Source organism: Ruegeria sp. CDSB013, assembly GCF_059611165.1.
In genome coordinates, this window is the sequence record NZ_JBXWPA010000004.1 from 422,750 (window position 1) to 443,884 (window position 21,135).

The 21,135-nt window shown below is 55.7% G+C and carries 18 protein-coding genes; 10 read left to right on the plus strand and 8 right to left on the minus strand.

The window, feature by feature from the left end; translation table 11 throughout:
• Positions 1 to 98 precede the first annotated feature (98 nt).
• From AC2FJF_RS10145 to AC2FJF_RS10175, 7 genes are all read left to right on the plus strand, one after another.
• Entirely contained in the window at positions 99 to 1,346 is a 1,248-nt protein-coding gene (locus AC2FJF_RS10145; RefSeq protein WP_496725170.1) for an O-antigen polymerase, read from the plus strand.
• Positions 1,347 to 1,381: 35 nt separating this feature from the next.
• Positions 1,382 to 2,527, plus strand: coding sequence for a glycosyltransferase (locus AC2FJF_RS10150; RefSeq protein ID WP_496725172.1), 1,146 nt, complete (start codon positions 1,382 to 1,384; stop codon positions 2,525 to 2,527).
• Positions 2,520 to 3,059 (plus strand): LbetaH domain-containing protein, encoded by a 540-nt coding sequence (locus tag AC2FJF_RS10155; protein WP_496725174.1) that lies wholly within the window; start codon positions 2,520 to 2,522, stop codon positions 3,057 to 3,059. The genes AC2FJF_RS10150 and AC2FJF_RS10155 overlap by 8 nt, the downstream gene beginning before the upstream one ends.
• The gene (locus AC2FJF_RS10160) at positions 3,056 to 3,976 is read left to right on the plus strand and encodes a glycosyltransferase family 2 protein (protein ID WP_496725176.1); all 921 of its coding nucleotides are present in this window, start codon (positions 3,056 to 3,058) and stop codon (positions 3,974 to 3,976) included. The genes AC2FJF_RS10155 and AC2FJF_RS10160 overlap by 4 nt, the downstream gene beginning before the upstream one ends.
• Positions 3,977 to 3,998: 22 nt before the next feature.
• Positions 3,999 to 4,760: a glycosyltransferase family 2 protein gene (locus AC2FJF_RS10165; RefSeq protein ID WP_496725178.1), complete on the plus strand. Its 762-nt coding sequence runs from the start codon at positions 3,999 to 4,001 to the stop codon at positions 4,758 to 4,760.
• Between the two features lie 549 nt (positions 4,761 to 5,309).
• Positions 5,310 to 7,097: an FAD-dependent oxidoreductase gene (locus AC2FJF_RS10170; RefSeq protein WP_496725180.1), complete on the plus strand. Its 1,788-nt coding sequence runs from the start codon at positions 5,310 to 5,312 to the stop codon at positions 7,095 to 7,097.
• A gap of 33 nt (positions 7,098 to 7,130) precedes the next feature.
• On the plus strand, positions 7,131 to 10,412 hold the full coding sequence (locus tag AC2FJF_RS10175; RefSeq protein ID WP_496725182.1) for an adenylate/guanylate cyclase domain-containing protein: 3,282 nt from the start codon (positions 7,131 to 7,133) through the stop codon (positions 10,410 to 10,412).
• On the opposite strand, the gene AC2FJF_RS10180 is transcribed toward AC2FJF_RS10175, so the two are convergent.
• The 4 genes from AC2FJF_RS10180 to AC2FJF_RS10195 form a co-directional block, all read right to left on the minus strand.
• A complete protein-coding gene (locus AC2FJF_RS10180) occupies positions 10,413 to 11,348 on the minus strand; it encodes a polyprenyl synthetase family protein (protein WP_496725184.1) in 936 nt (311 codons plus the stop codon). It lies immediately after the preceding gene.
• Positions 11,345 to 11,821, minus strand: a complete 477-nt coding sequence (locus tag AC2FJF_RS10185) for a hypothetical protein (protein ID WP_496725186.1) — start codon at positions 11,819 to 11,821, stop codon at positions 11,345 to 11,347. Before AC2FJF_RS10185 ends, AC2FJF_RS10180 begins: the two co-directional genes overlap by 4 nt.
• A 479-nt stretch (positions 11,822 to 12,300) precedes the next feature.
• Positions 12,301 to 13,425, minus strand: coding sequence for a M20 aminoacylase family protein (locus AC2FJF_RS10190; protein WP_496725188.1), 1,125 nt, complete (start codon positions 13,423 to 13,425; stop codon positions 12,301 to 12,303).
• The gene (locus AC2FJF_RS10195; protein WP_496725190.1) at positions 13,418 to 14,428 is read right to left on the minus strand and encodes a pyridoxal-phosphate dependent enzyme; all 1,011 of its coding nucleotides are present in this window, start codon (positions 14,426 to 14,428) and stop codon (positions 13,418 to 13,420) included. Before AC2FJF_RS10195 ends, AC2FJF_RS10190 begins: the two co-directional genes overlap by 8 nt.
• A gap of 87 nt (positions 14,429 to 14,515) precedes the next feature.
• On the opposite strand from AC2FJF_RS10195, the gene AC2FJF_RS10200 reads away from it, so the two are divergent.
• A complete protein-coding gene (locus tag AC2FJF_RS10200) occupies positions 14,516 to 14,992 on the plus strand; it encodes an Lrp/AsnC family transcriptional regulator (RefSeq protein ID WP_496725192.1) in 477 nt (158 codons plus the stop codon).
• 120 nt (positions 14,993 to 15,112) lie between these two features.
• Here the strand turns inward: AC2FJF_RS10200 and AC2FJF_RS10205 are convergent, their stop codons facing one another.
• The 3 genes from AC2FJF_RS10205 to AC2FJF_RS10215 are packed head-to-tail and all read right to left on the minus strand — an operon-like array spanning position 15,113 to position 17,481.
• Complete coding sequence (locus tag AC2FJF_RS10205; RefSeq protein ID WP_496725194.1) at positions 15,113 to 16,024, minus strand: NAD(P)-dependent oxidoreductase; 912 nt, start codon at positions 16,022 to 16,024, stop codon at positions 15,113 to 15,115.
• Positions 16,025 to 16,054: 30 nt separating this feature from the next.
• Positions 16,055 to 16,603, minus strand: a complete 549-nt coding sequence (locus AC2FJF_RS10210; RefSeq protein WP_496725196.1) for an isochorismatase family protein — start codon at positions 16,601 to 16,603, stop codon at positions 16,055 to 16,057.
• An 11-nt stretch (positions 16,604 to 16,614) separates the two neighbouring features.
• Positions 16,615 to 17,481 carry a HalD/BesD family halogenase gene (locus tag AC2FJF_RS10215; RefSeq protein ID WP_496725198.1) on the minus strand — a complete coding sequence of 289 codons (867 nt, stop codon included), beginning with the start codon at positions 17,479 to 17,481 and terminating at the stop codon, positions 16,615 to 16,617.
• A gap of 118 nt (positions 17,482 to 17,599) precedes the next feature.
• Between AC2FJF_RS10215 and AC2FJF_RS10220 the strand changes: the two genes are divergently transcribed.
• Entirely contained in the window at positions 17,600 to 18,475 is an 876-nt protein-coding gene (locus AC2FJF_RS10220) for a LysR family transcriptional regulator (RefSeq protein WP_496725200.1), read from the plus strand.
• A 291-nt stretch (positions 18,476 to 18,766) separates the two neighbouring features.
• Here AC2FJF_RS10220 and AC2FJF_RS10225 read toward each other — a convergent pair whose 3' ends face one another.
• Positions 18,767 to 19,732: an NAD(P)-dependent oxidoreductase gene (locus AC2FJF_RS10225; RefSeq protein ID WP_496725202.1), complete on the minus strand. Its 966-nt coding sequence runs from the start codon at positions 19,730 to 19,732 to the stop codon at positions 18,767 to 18,769.
• Between the two features lie 134 nt (positions 19,733 to 19,866).
• On the opposite strand from AC2FJF_RS10225, the gene AC2FJF_RS10230 reads away from it, so the two are divergent.
• Positions 19,867 to 20,742, plus strand: a complete 876-nt coding sequence (locus AC2FJF_RS10230; RefSeq protein WP_496725204.1) for a LysR substrate-binding domain-containing protein — start codon at positions 19,867 to 19,869, stop codon at positions 20,740 to 20,742.
• The last annotated feature ends 393 nt before the right edge of the window (positions 20,743 to 21,135 follow it).

The window sequence follows — 21,135 nt, forward strand, 5'->3', positions numbered from 1 at the left end:
TACCTTTATGGTGCGCTAACAAATATGGCGTTATCCGATACTTCTCACCGCTTCACATCTGTTGCGGGTTAGCTTTTCTCGGGATCACACTGAAAGTAGTGACGTATCAGATTTATCCGGATATTGCATTTTACCTGCGTTACACTGCGGACTCTTTTGCACTTTTTTGGGGAACCTTCTACGTAACGCTATTTATCGTTGCCTTGTGTTGCGGCTACCTGTTGTTGTGCACCAAAGGGCGCTTTGTACCAGCTCTATTCAAGCCCGAACATATGCCGGCCCTACGAATTCGCTGGCTGCTTTTGCCAATGGCTATTGGGACCACGTTATTCATAACTCAAGTGCTATTCTCCCAGCGTGGGCTAAGTGTGTTCAATCCTTATTCATTTCTGATTGTAAACACGGTCAAACAATATGGGTTGAATGCAAACAGCGTGGGATCCACCGGCGCCTTGGTCAAAGTTTTCTACACTATTCCCAGAACACTATTCGTTCTCTGCGTCCTGTGGGCCATGGCGACTGGCCAACGCAAAGCAGTCTTTGCCGCTTCGGTTACGTTTGTTGCCTTAGTTTTTGCGGCATTGGCATCAGGCGACAGGTTCGACCTAGCCCGCTTGCTGTTGTTTACTGGAATTTCGCTTGCCTGCGCGGGGTGGGTGTTTAGGGCAAGATCGTTGATCATGAGTGTCATTTTGGTCTGCGCGATCGTTGCGGCCGTAGGCTTAATGAGTTCGCTACGTAAAGCAAACCAACAAGACACCGTCGATTTGTCCATCGCGTCTAGTATCGCGAATATTGTCGAACAAGTAACAGGATCGACATATTTCATGGACGTTAACGTCTCAGCAATACTCGTTACAACAATGGAGCCGCGTCACAACTTGTATGGCGAATCTTATACTTGGTGGACATTTGGCTGGATTCCCCGAGCATTTTGGCCGGACAAGCCATCAACTGATGCAGGCACATACCTAAAGCGTGATGTTCTTGGACACGGCAGCACCTCCGTTGGAGCTATCAATGTAACTGGACCAGGAGAGGCGTTTATCAACTTTCGATGGGCCGGGGTCGCAATGGGGTTCTTTCTTGGAATCTTGTTTCGCTGCTTAGAATTGCTGTTGCTACTTCATAGGCATTCAACGCGTCACACCTTCATTTTTTATTCGGTTGTAGCAGTTCCACTGATCGTCTCATGCCTTCAATCCAGTTTCAGTGCGGCGCTCGTGTCTGCCGCGTTGGCAACTGCGTTGTGTGCAGGAACCAAAGCTATCTTTTTATCCGACGGTCGACGACTTCGCCGACACCACAGATTACTTTCGCGTAAACTGGCTGAACCTAATATCTGAACTCAAAAAATCCGCTTTGACGAAAGCTCTCCTAAATGAAAATCCTACACGTCAGCCCGGCATTTTATCCGGCCGCATATTGGGGTGGACCTATCTATTCGACCAAGGCGATCTGCGACAGCACTCATGAGGCCGGGGCCTCGATCACGGTGTTAAGCACAGACTCGGCAGGGCCTCGCCGCAGCGACAGATTGCCCTCTGATGCCGGGCAAACAATGCCCTACCCCGTCCGCTACCTTCGCCGTATCGCCGGTGCCAGCATATCGCTGATGCTTCTGGCCCGCCTGCCGGGCGCCATTGCCAAGGCCGATCTGGTGCATTTGACGGGAACCTTCAGTTTTTCAACACTGCCGACCCTTCTGTTGGCCAAGCTGATCGGGCGACCCGTGGTCTGGTCACCTAGGGGTGCTATCCAGGCGACACTCGAGTGGAAAGACAGTCCCAAGCAAGCGACCAAGCGGCGATTTCTGGCGCTGGCATCGCGACTTCTGCCCCGCCGCAGTCGGTTGCACGCCACGGCGGCCGTCGAGGCCGAAGCCAACGGGCATTTCTTTCCCGATGTTCCCGGCGCAGTAATCGCCAACAGTGTCCAGATGCCGATAGAGATGCCGCCCCATCAGGACAGCGATACATTTCGCCTGATCTTTGTCAGTCGGCTGCATCCTAAAAAAGGCCTGGACCTTTTGATCAAGGCGATGGGCGAGTTGCCAAAGGATGTCACGTTGGACATTTATGGCAGCGGAGATCCTGCGTATTCGGAAGACGTCCATTCCATGGCCGCCAGCCTGCCCGGACGTGTCATGGTGCATGGTCATTTAACGGATGACGCAAAGGCGCGGGCCTTTGCCAATGCCGATCTCTTCGTCCTGCCAAGTCATTCCGAGAACTTCGGGATAGTCGTGGCAGAGGCTTTGGCGCATGGCGTCCCTGCCCTGACTACGACGAATACGCCTTGGGCCCTGTTGGATGAAACCGGTTGTGGACGCTGCATCCCCCTGTCCGCAGAAAACCTGACCCGGACAATTGCCGAACTCAGAAGCGATGATCTGCAGGCGATGGGCGCGCGGGGACGCACCTTGGCTGCCGAGCGGTTTTCGCAAGCGGCAATGGGTGAGCGGTTCATGGCACTGTACAAAGAAGTGCTGTCGAACGCGCCCGAAGGGGCATATGCGAATGGTTGACGTCAACCTCAACCGCAAGGCCCGCAAGTGGAGTCGGAAAGAACAAGTGGCACGGGTGCTGTGGGTACTGGCCCAGCCATTGTTCAGGCTGGTTCCGCGTCCCTGTTGGGGATGGCGCCGCATGTTGTTGCGCTGTTTCGGTGCGCAGGTCGGGCCGCAGGTTCATATCTATCCCAGTGTTCGGATCACAATGCCCTGGAACCTTAGTCTTGGGGCGCAATGCGCGGTTGGAGACAGAGCTATTCTCTACGCGCTCGGGAGGATCGAAATCGGGGCACGGGCGACGATATCGCAGGGCGCGCATCTTTGCGCTGGCAGCCATGACCTCTCTGATCCCAGCCGCCCTCTGACAAAGCCGCCGATCTGCATCGGCGAAGATGCGTGGATTTGTGCTGATGCCTTTGTCGGCCCGAATGTCCGGGTCGGGGTTGGTGCAATCGTCGGTGCGCGGGCGGTTGCGATGCGGAATGTTCCCGAGCGCCGGATCGCCGTCGGAAATCCGGCCCGGCTTACAGAACGGGAACTTCCATGACAGAAAGTAAAACGGTTCACGGCGGACACCTCACCGTTGTCATACTGACGTATAACGAAGAGCGCCACATCGCCCGTGCAATTGGCTCTGTGCGCGACGTTGCGCAGCGGATTGTGGTGGTCGACAGCGGATCGGACGACCGTACGACAGAGATCGCCCGAGGTCTTGAGGCTGAGGTCCTGAGCAATCCATGGCGCAACCACGCGACCCAGTTCAATTGGGCACTGGACCAGCTGCCCGATCAGACAGAATGGGTGTTGCGGCTGGATGCGGATGAGATTGTCTCGGATAAGCTCGCAGGCCAGATCTCTGCGGCAATATCTTCCGCGCCAGACACAACTGACGGCTTCACTGTTGGTCGCCGCATGTGTTTTCTGGGGCGGCCCATTCGCCATGGCGGCTTGTTTCCGACCGCGATGCTGCGCCTGTTTCGGCATGGCAAGGGACGATGTGAGAACCGTTGGATGGACGAGCATATCAAGGTCGAGGGCAACACCGGCGCGCTGTCCGGCGAGCTGCTGGATGACAATCTCAACAGCCTTTCCTGGTGGACGGACAAGCATAACGCATATGCCAGCCGGGAAGTCGTCGACATGCTGAACCACGAGTTCCAGTTTATGCCCATTGATACGGTGGCGGGCCTGGGCCAGGGGCAAGCCGGTGTGAAACGGTGGCTGAAGGAAAAGGTCTACGCCCGAATGCCGGGGGGTTTACGGGCGTTTTTGTACTTCCTCTACCGCTACGTTCTGCGCCTTGGATTTCTGGACGGGCGCGAAGGGTTGGCATTTCACGTGCTGCAGGGGTTTTGGTACCGGTTTCTGGTCGATGCCAAGCTGCAGGAAGTGCGCGGGTACATGGACCGGACAGGCGACAGCGCCCCAGAGGCGATCCGGGCCGTATTGAGAATTGAAGTTTAGGCAGGACCCGAGTTCAAAAATAATGAAGTTTTCAATTCTTACAGCGGTTTGGAACCGTGCCGAAACTCTTCCGGATGCCTTGAAAAGCCTCGATACTCAGAGCTACGACAACTATGAACACGTGGTTCAGGACGGAGCGTCTAACGACGGAACGCTGGAGTTACTAAACGGGCGAACTGATCCTCGGATGCGGCTTGTTAGCGAGCCGGACAAAGGGATCTACGACGCGCTGAACAAGGCGACAGCCCGGGCGACCGGCGATGTGATCGGCTTGTTGCATTCGGATGACTTCTTTGCGCATAGGGATGTGCTGGCGCGGGTCGCGCAGATGTTTCAGGACACCGATGCAGATGCGGTTTATGGTGATCTGGATTACGTCTCGGGACAGGATACCAACAAGGTTATCCGCCATTGGGTTTCTGGAACTTACAGCCCCGACAAGTTGAAACGCGGGTGGATGCCGCCGCATCCCAGCCTGTTCATCAAACGTGATGTCATCACGCGCTGGGGTGCTTATGATGACAATCTACGAATATCGGCCGACTACGAGAGCATTCTGCGGTATTTTGGCAAAGGCGGTATTTCCGCCGCCTACATCCCGGAAGTACTGACCAAGATGCGCCTTGGTGGAGCAAGCAACGGGAGCATCCGTCGGATTCTCCTGAAAACAAAAGAAGACTATGAAGCAATTCGGCGCAACAGGGTTGGTGGAGCCTCCACACTTGCTCTGAAGAATGTGCGGAAGGTGCCGCAACTTTTTTTGAGTAGAGCCCCATCAAAGTAAGATTGCTTCGCAAAATTATCACCTTGGCCGAATTTAGGGCCATCGCCTCGATCTCTACAAAGCTACAATTTGATCTCGCCGAGATTGGATCGAGGCGGAGTTAGAAAACGAACTTAATCGCAATGTCAAAAACGAACCTCACGCTCTACTTTGTGACCGGTGAGAGAATGCTTAGAAACGAGGAAGCGCAGCGCTAACCGGTTCATGGATGTCCCGCCAAGTCCTAACGTCTGCACCGCGCATACCGGCGGCTTTCAAGGGTTTGAAGCCAAACTTGACCAAAAAGCACGGGTGAAGTTGACGGCATTGGCGTGCACCTAAGTTTTGTTGCCTTTGCAATTTAGGGTCCAAGCCCAATCCCTGAACTTTTATTTCAAAGCAGCTTGCAATGCCGCGACACATTCCGTTGCCTTTCGTCCTGCGGATCATTTTCCTGCAACACTCTGAAAATGTTTCCTTTGATGCCCCAAGCAGCGTAACCTTAGATAAGTTTTGACGTCGCCGGTTTGGAATTGCAGGCTTGTGACGCAGAAAACCGGGGGAGTGAGCATGCATAAAGTAACTATCGTCGGGGCCGGGATTGCCGGGCTCACCGCGGCTCTTCGCTTGTTGGAGCGGGGATACCACGTCACACTGTATGAGCAGGACAATTTCATTGGTGGAATGTTGCGGTCCCATAAGGAGCACGACCACGGTGATTACCCGCGCGAGCACAGTTATCACATGCTGTGCAATTGGTATTACAACTTCTGGTCGGTCGCCAAAGACCTTGGGATCGAAGATAACTTCACACCACGCGAAGCCTTCAAGTTTCTCTATGACGGCGATCTCGACAACATGCCCGAAATGGTGAACCCGGGCGGCATTCAGGATTTTTACCGCAACCTCACCGGTGGCGCAGCGCCGCCTGCTGAACTATTCCTGTTCATGTATTCGATGGTCGATCTGCTTTCGATCCCGGACAGTGAAGATGACAAGCTTGACCGGATGTCGTTCAACGGCTGGCTGCGTGGACGGCCCTATTGCACCGATGAAGTCGCCCAACTTCATGAGAAGATCTGGCAAACCGTGTGGGCGATTGACAGCTGGCAAGCTTCGGCGCGCAGCTACAAGACCTTCCTGAAGTACGGCAACCGCGTTCCGGTTCCGCAGCTTTGGCTGTTTGATGGGTCCAAGAAAGAAACTCTGATCGATCCCTTCCACAAAAAGCTTGATCAGTTCGGAGACCGGTTTGAGCTCAAGTACCGCCACCGAATTCGCGAAGTGCATCCCAACGCAGACGGCACTCGGATCGAACGGCTGGTGTTTGACAAGGTAACCAAATCGCCATCAGTTAACCCCAAATGGGGGATCGCAAAGAAAGACATCGAAGTGGATGTGAGCGATGAGAACGTGATCATCAGTATTACACCCGGTGCAATGGCATCGATGGTGACCGATGATTTGTACAATGCCGACCCTGCCCTAGGCCAGTTGAGGTATCTGGAGGCCGAGCCGATGGCGTCGGTGGAGCTTTATCTCAAGCGGAAACTACCCGGCATCCCTACGGAAGTGGTGGTTTTCATGGATACGCCCTATGAGATGACGTTCCTCAACTACTCGGCGACGTGGGGCCTCAAAAACACCTTCCTTTATGTGACGGTATCGGATTTTAAATCGCTGTTGTCTGTAAAACCCGAACGCCGAGACGAAAACCAGAACCTCATTCTGGATCTCAAAAACCCCAAAACCGCGATCGACTATATTCTGCGAGAAATCACTGCCAAGTTAGAAATAACCGAGGCCGATATCGATCTGTTCCAAACCTCTGTCGACACAAATACGGGCGAAGAGCTTTTTGCCAATCTAACCGGCAGCTGGGAACATCGCCCCGAGGTCAACACCAAGTTCGAAAACCTGTTTCTGGCAGGAACTTATGTCAGAAATTTCGCGGATGTTTCGACCGTCGAAGGCGCTTGTGCAACAGGGTTGATCGCAGCCGAAGGCGTACGTCAGGCCGCGCAGAGAGAACCGGACAAAGGCGATGCAGGTAAACCGGTAGAGGTGATTACACCCGATTTCTATCCCAGTCAGATGTTTCAGACGCTCAAGATCGCTTGGGCACCTTATGCCGCCAGTGCAAAAGCCTGGACGCTTGCGGACAAAGCGCTGGGTATCAACAAGCTATGGCCACCAAAAGACTTCAAGTTCCCGAAGTCGAAATTCACGCCAAGCCCAGAGAACCTTGGTTCCCTGTTTACGGATTGGCTGCCTGCAAGTAAGTGGAACGAAAAGACTTTGGGCCTTGGTCCAATGTTCTGGAACTATACAGAAGACGGCAAGCCCCGTAAAAAGTAACCAAGAATAACTCGCACGAGTAAGAGACGACTGATGACTACTAAATCGATTGCGGCATGGCTGAACGAAATTGGCCTGCCACAATACACCGAACTGTTTGATGAGAACGGCATCGACCTGGACATTCTTGAAGATGTGACCGGCGACCATCTCAGAGAAATGGGTGTCACGGTGTTGGGTCATCGGCTCAAGATCAGCAAGGCGATCGCGGCGATGAAGCCGGACGCGGCACAGCCCAGACCCAGCGGAGCCATGACGGGCGAGGAAAGCGCCGAACGGCGGCACCTTACGATCATGTTTTGTGATCTGGTTGGCTCGACCGCCCTGTCGGCGCGGCTTGATCCTGAAGATTATCGCGACCTTATGGCGTTGTATCAGGATACCGTGTCGCAGTTGATCAAAGATGCCAGGGGGCACGTGGCGCAATACCTTGGTGATGGCGTTGTAATCTATTTTGGCTATCCGGTCGCCCAAGAGGACGCGGCAGAACGCGCATGCCGCGCGGCTTTGGAGATTGTCGAGGCCGTCACCGGCCTGGATACTGCAGCTGGTGATCGCCTGCAGGTCCGCATCGGCATTGCAACCGGATTGGTGGTGGCCGGCGATCTTGACCAGCTCGGAGTGAACTCGACGTCTGCCGTGGCTGGCGATACGCCCAATCTTGCCGCCAGATTGCAGGGCCTGGCAAAGCCGGGACAAATTGTAATCGGCAAAAGGACGCACTCGCTGCTGGGGGATATGTTCGTCTATGAAGCGCTGGAGAACATCCATCTGAAGGGGTTTGAGCCCGGTCAGGTGGCGTGGCGTGTCATATCCACAGCACAGCGCCAGGACCGGTTCGCCGTCACCTCGGCACGGCGGCAGCTTACGCCTCTGGTCGGTCGCACGCAGGAACGGACACGCCTGATGTCGGCTTGGGAAGATGCCAAATCCAAGAAGGGGAATGTTTGCCTTGTCTCAGGTGAGGCTGGCATCGGCAAAAGCCGCCTCACATATGAGGTGGTGGATCAGGCCAAGGGCGAAGGTGCAACCGTTCTCCACCTGCAATCCGCACCTTATTTTGAGAACACGGCCCTGTACCCTATCCGCCGTCAGATCGAAAACGTGCTCGGGTTCAAGGAAGACGATGACAGCGAAGCCCGGCTGGACAAGCTGGAAAAACTGGTCGTCGCCGAAGACGATCTGAACGAAGCCCGCGCGCTGATGGCGTCTTTGTTTTCGCTGCCCTGTGACAGGTATCCACCGCTGAACCTGTCGCCCGAGCTGCAAAAGACCCGCACGATCGACATGCTGATCGAACAGGTCATCGTTCTGTCCAAGCGGGCACCATTGTTGGTGCATTTTGAAGACTTACACTGGATCGACCCCACATCGCTGGATTTGCTGACCAAATTCGCAGCCAAACTCGCCGATCATCAGATCTTGTTGCTTGTGACCTGCAGGCCGGAATTCACCCATGATTGGCAGGTGGATCATCTGGAAACCTGCGAACTCGCGCGCCTCAAGCCAGCCGAAGTCGAAGAGCTGTTGGACAGTATGACAGGTTCGGATGCTTTTTCGGCCGAGCAGCGCCAGCAATTGCTGGAACGGTCAGATGGCGTACCGCTGTTTGCCGAAGAGCTGACCCGCTCTGCGATGGAATTCAGAAACAGCGCGGATTTGGTGCCTGAAACACTGCAAGACAGTTTGATGGCGCGTCTCGACAAGCTGGGGGCCGCCCGCGAATACGCCCAGATCGGGGCCGTGATCGGCCGGGAATTCGATGTCGACCTGCTGTCTCAGGTGACCGGAACTCCGCTGCCCGAGCTCTCAGACTCGCTTTCGCAACTCGGTGACGCAGACCTCGCATACCCGGACCAAACCGGTCACAGCCTGATGTTCCGCCATGCCTTGATTCAGGAGGCCGCGTACCGGTCCATATTGCGGCGGCGGCGGCAACAATTGCATGGCAAGATTGCCGAAACACTGGAAGAAAAATTTCCCGAACGCTGCAAGTCCGGTCCGGAACAGGTGGCAAACCATTTTGTTGCCGCCGGTCTGGGCGACCGGTCAGTTCCCTATTGGCTGACAGCTGGTAAATCTGCCTGGAGTCGGGCCTCGATGAAGGAGGCACTGGCGCAGCTTAGCAACGGATTGGAATATGTCGGCGAGGTCGACGACCTGGCTGATCGCGCCAAGTTGGAGCTGCAATTGCAGTCAACCATCGGCGTCGTGCACTTTGCGGCGACCAGCTATGCCTCGCCACAGGCGCAGACCGCTTTTGAGCGCTCCCGCGAGCTGTTTCTGGATGTTGACGACCCCGACCTGCGCGTTGCGGTTCTTTACGGCATCGGGGCATTTGAAACCATGCGTGGCGATGTAAGCTCGGGGCACGAGACCTTTGCGGCGCTTGCTGACGAGGCGACGCGCAGCGGCAATGCCCGCTATGAAGTCTATTCCGCCTCGATGCAGGCATGGTCCCATTTCAACCGTGGCGACTACGCCGAGTCGGTGCGTTATGGCGAACGGGTGCTGCAGCTTTATGAAGAAGGCATTTGGGACCAGCCGGGGCCGCGCCTGTCGGCCGCAGAGCCCAAAGTGATCTCAGAATGTTTCCGGGCAGCGGCGCTTTGGTCTCTGGGCCGCCCGGATCAGGCGGTGAAGGTCGGCAACGACATCCTTAATTACACCCGGTCGCTGCCAGACCCCTATTCGCTTGTCTATGCTCTGTCCAACGGTGTGATCCGCATTCACGACTGGAACGGTGACTGGAAACAGGTCATGGACCTGACCGAAGAATGCAGCGCGGTTGCCGGAGAATATGGCTACAGGTTCCTGGGTGTCTGGGCATCGTTCTGGCGCGCCCGGGCGATGGCAAAACTCGGTCAACTGGAAGAGGCCGAAAAGATCACGGCCACGGCTGTTGCTGCCTGTAAGAATGCTGGTGTCCATTACCACCGCGTCTGCTTCGAAGCCAATCACGCGCGCTTGCTGCTGGCGCAGGACCGGATCGAGGATGCTGCACGTGTTCTGGACGGGCTAGACCAACCATTGCAAGATGGAGGCGAACTGAACCACGTCCTTGACTTGCGTCTGGTCAAAGGGGAACTGGCGCAGAAACGTGGCGATACCAGTGGCGCAGAGCGACATTATCGCGCTGCCTTTGACGCGGCCGAAAGCCGGTCCGCGCTGGCATGGCAACTGCGCGCGGCACTGGGTCTGGCAACCTTGCTACCTACAAAAGACGCGCAACGCGCGCTTATCGAACCGCTGGTGGCGCAGTTCGAAGAAGGGTTCGACAGCCAGTATCTGAAAGCGGCACGCGCCTATTTGTGATCAGCGGGCTTCGCCCAAAGCCCGCGTGCGATCCACAAGTGTGATCAGCTTTTTGGGGTTCCGGGCAAATCGATTTGCCTCAGCTATCGCGCTTGCAGCGATCCGGTCCAGTTCGGCCTCGGCTTCTGGCAATGCGGCGCGAAAGGCCTCGGCCAGGGCGTCGTAATTTTCCGGGTTTGGATCGCGGAACATTTCAGCGATCACAGGCTCGCGCACGGCGATCGCGGCTGGCAGGGTTAGAATCCCGTCGCGGATATCCTCTTCACCCCCACCGCCCAGGGCTTCGGTTCCACGCACGTCGGACACGTCATCACAGGCGTGATACAGGGTGCCCAGCAGACCACCGAAATGGCGCAACCCCTCGCTACGGTCACCGAGACAAGCAGCCACCTCAAACATCGAACCAGTGTCTTCCTGCGCCAGCTTGCGCCAATCCTCGACCCCGCGCGGCATCGTGCGGCTGTTCCACTGCGCGATCTCGGCCGCGCCAAGCCGGGACATTAGCTCGGACAACAACCCGACCACCTTCGGCTCGGTCGCCATCATCCGATAGCCTTCCGCAACCATGAACCCGGACGTCATCAGCGCCGCAAGTTGCCCAAAGGCCGTGTGCATGGTCGGTTTGCCGCGCCGTTCGTCCGACTGGTCCAGAATGTCGTCCACAACCAGCGTCATGTTATGAAACAGCTCAAGCGTTACGGCCGACTGGATGGTCTCATCCGTGATCTCCTCGCTGCCGACAGCCGTCTGACAGGCAAAGATGGTCAATGGGCGAAAATACTTTGAGCCGGCCAGAAATTGTTCTTCCAACTGCGGGCGCATCTCTTCCGGCGTGGATTCAACCCACGCGCCGATGGCTGTGCGCAACCGTTCGGTCTCAGACTCAAATCCCAGTTCCGGTATCACCCAATCGGCGCGGGCACCTTCGTTATTCATGGTTTGGATTTTGCATAGCGATGGGGGCCTTCCCGGTCGTCACCCTCGGGGCCGACTGACTTGCGAAGCTCAGCCTCGATTTCCATAAGATCACGTTGCAACAGTTTTGCCTCGCTCAGCGACAGATCCGATATTTCGCGCAACACGGCACGGGCCTTGTCCAGCACGATCAGCTGTCTGGCCTCCAATGACGGGCCATCCGCACTGGGTATGGTTGCTTCGATCGCGTCTGTCCCTTGGGTCGAGACGATGGTCGCAATCTGCTGCCAGTACCGCAAAGCTGAACTGAGCCACCGGGCTTGTGCCTGTGCAAGCAGAAACATCACGTCGGGTTCGACCCGTGCACCCTTTTCGCTGTAGTCCCGCAGCGAGCCTAGAACACCCTCAAGCGCTTCCAGATACATCGCCACCATATCGTCAATCGAGCCGGGGTTCCCAAACTCATTGCGTGATGATCCATCGTCTTGATTCATCTTGCTACTCCATTGCCCGCATCGTCATAAAGTTCTGTAGATTCAGAGTTTTGTTACCGATTGTCACTGTATATTCACACCGCGTTTGGGCATGGGTTGATTTGATTTTCAGTAAAACAAGAAGATCGCCGCGCAATCAAGTACCGAGATATGTTAACCATCTATTAACCTTTGGGATCTGCCGTCGGCGTAAGAAAAAAGCACCCGCCTCGCAGGTTTTGGTTCATATGGCGCGGAAGACGATACGAAACAGAGTCGCCGCGATCTGCCGGGTCGAAGTTCGTGACCATGAGGCTTTGCGTCACCTGCTTCCCACAATGTTTCTGGGTCTCGATGCGACCGACCCTAGCGGTGGTCACCAGATGAAGTGGCCCAACAAAGAGAACATTTGCCGCATGAGATCAGCCGAAGGTTCGATTGGGGACAGCAGGGGTGGAAAAATTGCCCATTATTGACGTTTGCTCAGGCGTCACTTGCCATCAAAATTCCCGTCGTGCCGTGCTGGTCCAGAACGCAATCCCGTGCCTGATTGCTTCATCGTTAAAATCATACGACGGGTTATGAAGCGGCATCGAATTGTTGCCCTCCACTCCGTTGCCCATCAGGATGAAGGCCCCGGGGCGGTGGGCAAGAAACTCTGCAAAATCTTCAGAGAATCCTACCCGACCGTAATCCGCATCAACGCTGCCAACCTCACGAGCGGCACCCGCGATCATGTCAGTGGCTCTGGCATCGTTCACCAATGGCCGGAAGGAAGTCGAGTAATCAACCTCCGCCTCTGCGCCTTGCGCGGCACAAACACCGGCGACAATGGTGCGCATTCGGCGCTCGATATTTTCGGACACATCCCTGGAAAAGCCCCGGCAATCCCCCCTTAGGGTTACGTTGCTGGGCAAGATGTTTCGTGCACCGTCTGTCAGGAACTCCGTTACGGAAACCACCGCATGCTCGCTCGCCGAAACCGAGCGAGAGACGATCGATTGCAGCTGCTGCACAATTGCGGCCCCAGTCACAATCGGATCAACGCCTTTTTCCGGCATCGACGCGTGCCCGCCCTGACCCTGAACGCGTATCTCAAAATTATCCTCGAACGCGCAGAATGAGCCCGCTTGAGTGGCAAAGTGACTAAGCTCCATTCCAGGCATGTTGTGAAGGCCGAAGATCGCAACCATCGGGAAACGTTCGAACAATCCGTCCGCGATCATCGCGGCTGCCCCGTTTCCGTTCTCTTCGTCGGGCTGAAAGATGAAGTGAATGGTGCGGTCAAAAGACGGGTCCGCCGAAAGCTCCAGCGCTGCACCCAGCAGCATGGTGCTGTGGCCATCGTGGCCACATCCATGAAACTTGCCTTCCGCTCCCGAGCGGTACGGCAAGTTGGTGGCCTCTTGTATCGGCAACGCGTCCATATCGGCTCGAAAACCGATTGCGGTTTCGTCCGGACCACGGCGCAAGGTGGCCACAATGCCCGTGCGGCCCACACCCCGGGTGACCTCAAGCCCCGCGCGTTCCAACTCGGCCGCGATCAGATCCGAGGTCCGGCCGAGGTCGAAGCCTGTTTCAGGGTGGGCATGCAGATCACGGCGAAACGCAACGAGATCAAGCATCGGGAACATCTCCTTCGGACAGCACGATCAACGGCAATTTGGCCTCGTCCGTCAACAAGGCTGCAAGCCCCGCTGCGCCAGATGGCGTAGTGGAAAAGCCCAGATCGCGAGCATGTTTTACAGCGTCCACGGCCTGCAGGTCAGTGACCGTTACCCAGTCGTCGGCGCACCGTTCCAGAATTTCGAAAGCCAACATAGAAGGCGTTTTGCAGTCCAAGCGCCCCATATTGGACACGGGGCCCTCAACCGTTACGATCTGTCCCGCCCGGGCGCTTGTCGCAAGACAAGGGGCCGCATCAGGTTCGACCACTATGATCTTTGGCTGAACCGCCCAGGTGGACCGGATCATGTAGGCGATCCCCGCAGCCAGCCCACCAACACCTGCCTGCAAGTAAACGTGGCTGGGCCAATTTCCGGAGCTTTCCAACTCTGTCCGCATTTCTTCGGCGATGACGGTATAGCCTTCCATTACCAACCGCGGAGGTTCCGTATATCCAGGCCAAGATCCATCGGCGAGGTGGATTGCGCCGGACGCCTCGGCGTCGGTTATGGCTGCCGCAACGCTCGCCTCGTAATCGTCACCTGATCGGACAACTTCAGCACCCTTACCCCGAAGGCGAATTGCAAAATCCTCTGGCACCGTTTCGGCAAGATGAATGCGGGCTTTTGCGCCAAACAGCCGCGCACCAGCGGCCACGGCCATGCCATGATTGCCGGCACTGGCACAGACAAAAGTCATCGAGCGTGCGATGGCCTTCACGGAATCGTCCAAAAAAGCGTTTGGTTCCAAAGGGTGACCAACCCGCGCTTCTATAAGCTTAGCAACAGCGTAAACGCCCCCGAGCGCTTTGAAAGCACCCAATCCCATCCTGTTGGTTTCGTCCTTGATCAGAATAGGTCTGTCTTGGAGACTGCGTGTCTCCAACGGACTTGGTTTATAGGCGGGGCATGCAGCCAGCAGAGCCAGCGGTTTTGCAACATCGAGTATCGTTGGATTTTTCATACAGAAAGTTGTACACGCGAAAGGTGATCTATTATGGTCATTTTTTCCTAATCTTCGGGAAATTTTCTCGCGCCAAGGGAAATCATCATGAAACTTGATCAGTTTGACCGAAATCTGCTTCAGTTGATGCAAACCGATGCCAAGATGGGCCTCGAAGCGCTTGCGTCCGAAACCGGCTTGTCTGTGGCCTCTGTTCAGCGGCGATTGAAGGCGCTCAGAACCTCGGGCGCAATTCTTTCAGAAGTCGCGATCGTTGATCCCAAAAAGCTGGGTGTCGCGATGAGCTTCATAGTCATGGTCGAATTGGAACGCGAGCGTCAGGATCAGATCGACGCATTCTCACGTCAGACGCAATCAGAGCCTATGGTACAGCAGTGCTATTACATCACCGGAGACGCCGACTTCTGTCTGGTCTGCACAGCAAAGGATATGGATGATTTTCAGGAACTCACGAAGCGACTGTTCTTCGACAACTCAAACGTCCGTCGCTTTCGCACATCTGTTGTCATGGGGAGAAAGAAAGTCGGTTTGGGCATTCCTGTTCAGGATGTTGGGTTAGAATGATAAAGATCAACATTTACGTCAGCTACCGCTTCAAAGCGGCCCTTCGAATGCTAGGCAGCAGATGCGCTCATTAACCAGTGTCACGCGTCCTCGGGGTTAGGGCCCAGATTGGGCCCCTTGTTATTTTTCCCAGTGCGGGATCCAATCCCCGTCAAGGCGAAGTGACACGCCGGCATTGTCTTCTTCAAGCTTCACCACATGCAATTCGCCCTTGTCACCCCCGTATTTTTCGCGGGCTGCTTCGAATTGCGTGCATACCAGCCGTGTGGCAGGGGCGGCGGTGCCGGCGTCGTCGCAGGCCTCGACGATCAGGCCCAGATCCTTTTGGCACAGGTCCAGTGTGAAGGACGGATCATAATGTCCGGCAAAAACGGACGGGGCGTCGTGATGCATGCACCAGCTTTCGCTGGCTCCGATCTTGAGCGCGTCCCAGGCCCGTGACAGATCAACACCTGATTTCACCGCCATTACAAGTGCTTCACCCATGGCTGTCGCATGGATGGCCCAAAGCTGGTTGCTGGCCAGTTTCGTCACGGACCCACTGCCGCTGGAGCCCATGTAGTGAAGCGGCCCCATCAGTTCCATCACGGGGCGAATTCGCGCGACGGTCGCTTCGTCCCCACCTGCAAATTGGGGCATGTTGCCGGTGCGTGCACCATCGACGGCACCAGTGACTGGCGCATCAATCAACTGCACTCCGATCTCAGCAAAGGTGGCGGCAAGCTCGCGCACAAAGGCGGGTTTGTTGGTTGTCATATCCACCCAAACCTGCCCTGCGGACATGGCGGATCGCAGCCCATCGTCGCCACCTGCTACTTGTTCGATTTGCTTTGGTCCAAAGACCATGGTGAACACGATGTCCGCCGCTTGCGCGGCTGCCGCAGGGGTCTCTGCCCACTTCGCCCCAAGCGCCAGGTGCTCTTCTGCCCGATTCCGATCAAGATCGCAGACCGTCAGGTCATGCCCGCCCTTGATCAGGTTCAGGGCTGCCGGGCCGCCCATGGTGCCAAGCCCAATAAATCCAATGCGCATCTTCGCGGTCCTCGGGGTTAGTTATATTGCTTACGCGTTAAGGATGGTGTCGGTCGAACATACCTCACCAAACTCACCCTGCAGGTTGGCAAGCGTGACGGAATGGATCTGTTCGGCGCTGTGGGTCACCCCGTCCGGCCCGGTCGCGTCATAAGCCCAGACGGCGTCAGAGGCATAGACCATCTCAAAGCCCAGACTGCTTGCAGAGCGCGCGGCGGACTCGGCGCAGTGATTGGCCGTGGCCCCGCAGATGACTACACGCTCGATGTTGTCAGCGCGAAGATCGGCCTCGAGCGAGGTTCCGGCAAAGGCGCTGGAGACGTATTTGATGATCACCGGCTCGTCCCCTTGCGGTGCTGCAAAGGGTTGAACAACAGCACCAGGCGCATCCGCATGAAATGGATCATCGGGGTCAAGCCCGTGGTGGTGCACATGGACGATCTTGTCACCTTGCGCGCGAAACCGGCTGAGAAGTCGGCCAATACTTTCGCCTGCCTCGGGGCACGATCGCACGGCACCGGCGGCATCCTCATGGGCCAGCGCCATTTGCACATCAATGACGAGTAGAGCAGTTTTCATGGCTTGGTCCTTTATGCGTTGATAGTGGAGGCTGCGCGCTCCGCGAGAATATTTTTGACGCGATCACCATAGATCCGGATGTTGATGTCGTCGCTGATCACGCGGCCTTCCTGTTCGTCATAGGTCATGATCGCGGTGACGCGGGGGGTCGACCCTTCGACCTCTGTCACCCCGTGCAAAGAATAGCCACCGCGAAACAGGGTAAAAGTACCGGCGCCCCGGTCAAACTTCTGTGCATGGGACATATCGCCAGCAAGCAAACGATCCACCGCCTCGCGGTCTTCGGTTTCGTCGGTGCGCGAGTTCGGCAAGAAGGCAAAGTCACCACCGGTTTCAGCGGCCTGCAACAGCAGCGTCACGGTGCATTCCGTCGTATCATAGTGCCAGGCGTGCCAGCTTCCTGGATGCAGGGCGACGACATTCAGCGCCTGAAACTCATCGGCACAGCGATGCAGAACCTCTTTCTTTTGGACGCGGCGCACAAAGTCTGTCAAACGCGGCGACTGATAAAGCTGTTGGATGAGTGTTTCCTTTGGCAGCTGATCGTCCGCCAATTGCGTTGCCACATGCGTATATTCCTTACGGCGCGGATCATCCTTGGGCAGCGACGGATCAATTGCGCCCTGGTAGATGTTGCGCTTGATAGTCAGCACGTCAGCGGTGGGCAGCAAGGCGTTGGATTCATCGGCCAGTGCTGCCAGTGCCTCGGGACGGATAAACCCATCCAGATTGCACCAGCCATTTTCCTCCATCTGGTCCTGACAGGTCTTGAGAAACGCAGCGCCTTCGGCACTTTCCAGATCCACAATGGGATAGCGCTCCAGATCCACAAGGCTCAATACCATGTCGGTGTCTGTATCTTGATTGATCTCCGGCATAGATCGCTCCTTTTTTCTGGTCGACTTCGTCGTCGGTTGCTTTTGTCTAACTGCCGACCGGAATGAAGGAAAATGAAACAATTTGCGTCCATGCACATAAAAAACTTATGAATGGGCAATGAAAAGCAATCTCAATCTGAACTGGCTTCGCACTTTCGAGGCCGCCGCACGTCATTTAAGCTTTACCGCCGCCAGTCGAGAGCTGGGGCTGACACAAACGGCTGTCAGTCAACACATGAAGGCGCTGGAAGGTCAGCTGGGGCAGAAGCTGTTCATTCGCAAGGCCAAAAGCCTGCAACTGACGGAAATCGGCCGGGCCTATTTGATATCAGTCCGGGATTCACTGGAGCACATCGCATTTTCCACAAACGGGCTGTTTAGGCCTGCCTTGGAGACGACGATCGTTGTGCGGGCGTCGGCGGCCATGATCATTTGGCTGGCGCCGCAACTTGCGACCTTTCAGACAGCTCATCCCGGTATCGGGATCAAACTTGTCACCTCTCTGTGGCAGAGCGGCCAGGAAGGGCATCCCGTGGACGTTGACATCCAGTTGGCTCCGCAAACCCATTCCGACACGCGCATGGTCAAGCTTTCTGATGAATTCATCGTTCCAGTTTGCGGTGTGCGCACCGCGCCAATGATCAAAACACCCGAGGACCTGATGGCGCACGCTGCCATTCACGTTCTCGGGTTCGACGACCATTGGGCGCGGTATCTGTCGGCCCGTGGTCTGCCCAATGCTGATATATCTCCGCGCCTTATCGTCGATACCTCGGTCGCCGCTTGCGAATTGGTGGCCGCGGAAAGCGGCTGCACTATTATGATCAACCGGTTCGCGCAGCAGGCCATCGCGAGCGGGCGCCAGATCAGAATTGTCGGTGCCCCCGTTGATACGGGTCAGGCTCACTACGTCTTGCAACACAAAACAGGTACGGCCGGATCACACGATTCCACCGCTTTTTGCGAGTGGTTAAAAACCCGTTTTTTAACCTGATCTTCTGTCTGGCTCCAACGCCAGTGAGACAGTTTAAATTTATTCAATTAGAGAAGGTTGCTGGTACATAGTATGCGCCAATGAGATTATGTACCGGCACGCCGGATTCCTCTTGGTTCTCATAGTCGCTGGCCGTCAGCGCGGCAGTGGTGAACCTATCAGGTGCACTCACTCCCGCTTCGACCAGATCGCGATCGACTCTTGATAGATGCTCGATTCCCGCGGCCGTCAGGTTGCGCGTTGCTGGGTGCCCGCCGAATGTACAGATGCGCTACAATTCAGCCGTTTTTTTTATTCAGCGGCTTCGCGTTCAAAACCTTGCGGGATCACCTCGTAACCGGGTTCTTCCGGCTCATCATCCATCATTTCCGGCGGAAACCCGGGGGCGAGAATATCCAGACCTGTGGCCTCTTCCAGACGTTTGATGATGTTGGGCGAAAAACAACGCTCGCCATAGCGCTCGATGCCGTCCTCGAAAATCTGCACCAGCATAGGCGAGATTTCCAGCGGCACGTTGTGGCGGTCGGCCACCTGCTGGAACAGACCGGCATCCTTTTTGACCAGGTCCATGGTAAAGGAAATGTCCCGGCTGCCGTTCAGGATCACCTGGCTTTCGGTTTCATGCACAAAAGACGTGCCGGAGCTGATCTTCATCGCTTCATAGGTCGTGTTCAGGTCCATGCCGGCTGCCTTGGCGGTGACCAGCGCTTCGCAGCAGGTGACAAGATTGGCCGTGGCCAGATAGTTCGTCACAACTTTCAGAACCGAAGCCGAGCCCAGATCGCCAGTGTGCAGAATGCGGCGACCCATGGTTTTCAGGAAAGGCGCGATGCGGTCAAACGTAGCACGATCGCACCCCGCAAAGATCGAGATATTGCCCGTCGCCGCGCGGTGGCATCCACCCGAAACCGGGCAATCCACGGCTGCGCCTCCTGCGTCCATCACCATTGCGCCCAGGCGTTTGACCTCGGCCTCGTCAGTGGTGGACATCTCCATCCAGATTTTGCCCGGTTTCACCTCGGGCAGCATCTGTTGCATGACAACATCCGAAGCGGCAGGAGACGGCAGACAGGTGATAACAGCATCGCAATCGCGCATCAGTTGGCCCGGGCTTTCACCCCGGGCTGCCCCACGCGACACGAAATCATCCACAAGTTCGGGATTGAGGTCATGCACCGTTAGATCAATGCCGTTCCGCAGCAAACTGCCACTGAGTTTCCCGCCGACATTTCCAAGACCAATAAACCCAACTTTCATGTGCGTGCTTCCCTGTTCCAGTTCCTGCCGGATGATCGGCAAAGATGTTACTTTGAAAAAAACTACAGACGTTGATGGCAAGGTGTAAAACGAATAAAACCGGCAGGTATCAGCGAAAATTTTCGGTGCTAAGAATGCCGCGATCTCCTAACCCTATCTGGCTTCGGTCCTTTGAATGCGCAGCGCGGCATCTGAGCTTTACTGCTGCCGCAGCCGAGCTGGGTATCACACAATCGGCACTCAGCCTTCATGTCCGCTCGCTGGAAGCACAACTTGGCTGCCCCTTGTTCTATCGTGCCGCACGCAATCTTAGCCTGACCGAAGTTGGTCAGGCATACGCTTTTTCCGTGCGGCAAGCCCTGAGAGATATCGATCTGTCAACGATCAGCCTGTTCGGATCAAACCAGAAGCACGAGCTGGTCGTGCGCGCGCCAATATCTACAGCGACCTTGTTTCTCGCTCATAGGCTGCCCGAGTTTTTGCGGATTCATCCCGATATTTCCATAAAGCTGATCTCGAACATTTGGGCTGAATCCGCAGGCCGCGAAAATGTCGATGTTGAACTGAGGACAGGAAGTGGCGATTGGAATGAAATCCCCTCTCGGAAAATATCTACTGAACGTATCGTCCCAATTGCCCCCAAGATGGTCGCGGAAGAAACCCCTTCCATCGAAGATCTGCAACAACGGCCACTCATTCACATTCTGGGTTTCCAGCAAATGTGGGAACGGTATTTTTCCGCAATCGGGGTTCGACAAACCCAATTCGCATCAACCTTTGTGGTCGACACGACAATAGCCGCAGTGGACATCGTGGCCGCAGGTGGCGGCAATGCGATCGTTATCGAGAGGTTTGCCAAAACCGCAGTTGAGACCGGAAGAAAGGTCGCCATAGTTGGTGAAGCAGTTCCTATAGAACAGAGCCACTATTTGATTTCAGGGCAAAACACAAAAGCGGATGCGGTAGCCAAACAGCGTTTTGAAGCTTGGCTGGAAGACATCTTTCGATAAACTATGGAAATTCTCCTTCGTCTAAACGTCTGTTGTTTATGAGTGTTCAGTTCAGAGATTTTTGGGATAGTAAATGGTGAGCCAGCGACGACGCGCCCGCTATGAACAGTATTCGGACGTTGGAGTCAGCGCAGCAAATGATCACTCGGTATCGCATTTCCTGTTAAAACCTACTAATCGCAGACATCCAAACATGTCTGACGTCAGAGCCTATCGGTCCAAATAGGTTGATTTGCTAAGGGTGGGATTATTGCTCTGCATAGCCACAGAGAAGTAGACGATGAGAAAGCATTGATCGGACCTGCTTCAAATTCTCGGTTGTGCATTTGAACCCAACGAGTGTCTCATCAGGTTGTAATGTGTTCATTGGATCTTAGCAGTGTTCGACGCGTC

Bases quoted from the DNA above. Each gene is read 5' to 3' on its own strand.
- AC2FJF_RS10150 (WP_496725172.1), top strand. From the start codon at position 1,382: ATGAAAATCCTACACGTCAGCCCGGCATTTTATCCGGCCGCATATTGG.
- AC2FJF_RS10155 (WP_496725174.1), top strand. From the start codon at position 2,520: ATGGTTGACGTCAACCTCAACCGCAAGGCCCGCAAGTGGAGTCGGAAA.
- AC2FJF_RS10160 (WP_496725176.1), top strand. From the start codon at position 3,056: ATGACAGAAAGTAAAACGGTTCACGGCGGACACCTCACCGTTGTCATA.
- AC2FJF_RS10165 (WP_496725178.1), top strand. From the start codon at position 3,999: ATGAAGTTTTCAATTCTTACAGCGGTTTGGAACCGTGCCGAAACTCTT.
- AC2FJF_RS10170 (WP_496725180.1), top strand. From the start codon at position 5,310: ATGCATAAAGTAACTATCGTCGGGGCCGGGATTGCCGGGCTCACCGCG.
- AC2FJF_RS10175 (WP_496725182.1), top strand. From the start codon at position 7,131: ATGACTACTAAATCGATTGCGGCATGGCTGAACGAAATTGGCCTGCCA.
- AC2FJF_RS10180 (WP_496725184.1), bottom strand. From the start codon at position 11,348: ATGAATAACGAAGGTGCCCGCGCCGATTGGGTGATACCGGAACTGGGA.
- AC2FJF_RS10185 (WP_496725186.1), bottom strand. From the start codon at position 11,821: ATGAATCAAGACGATGGATCATCACGCAATGAGTTTGGGAACCCCGGC.
- AC2FJF_RS10190 (WP_496725188.1), bottom strand. From the start codon at position 13,425: ATGCTTGATCTCGTTGCGTTTCGCCGTGATCTGCATGCCCACCCTGAA.
- AC2FJF_RS10195 (WP_496725190.1), bottom strand. From the start codon at position 14,428: ATGAAAAATCCAACGATACTCGATGTTGCAAAACCGCTGGCTCTGCTG.
- AC2FJF_RS10200 (WP_496725192.1), top strand. From the start codon at position 14,516: ATGAAACTTGATCAGTTTGACCGAAATCTGCTTCAGTTGATGCAAACC.
- AC2FJF_RS10205 (WP_496725194.1), bottom strand. From the start codon at position 16,024: ATGCGCATTGGATTTATTGGGCTTGGCACCATGGGCGGCCCGGCAGCC.
- AC2FJF_RS10210 (WP_496725196.1), bottom strand. From the start codon at position 16,603: ATGAAAACTGCTCTACTCGTCATTGATGTGCAAATGGCGCTGGCCCAT.
- AC2FJF_RS10215 (WP_496725198.1), bottom strand. From the start codon at position 17,481: ATGCCGGAGATCAATCAAGATACAGACACCGACATGGTATTGAGCCTT.
- AC2FJF_RS10220 (WP_496725200.1), top strand. From the start codon at position 17,600: ATGAAAAGCAATCTCAATCTGAACTGGCTTCGCACTTTCGAGGCCGCC.
- AC2FJF_RS10225 (WP_496725202.1), bottom strand. From the start codon at position 19,732: ATGAAAGTTGGGTTTATTGGTCTTGGAAATGTCGGCGGGAAACTCAGT.
- AC2FJF_RS10230 (WP_496725204.1), top strand. From the start codon at position 19,867: ATGCCGCGATCTCCTAACCCTATCTGGCTTCGGTCCTTTGAATGCGCA.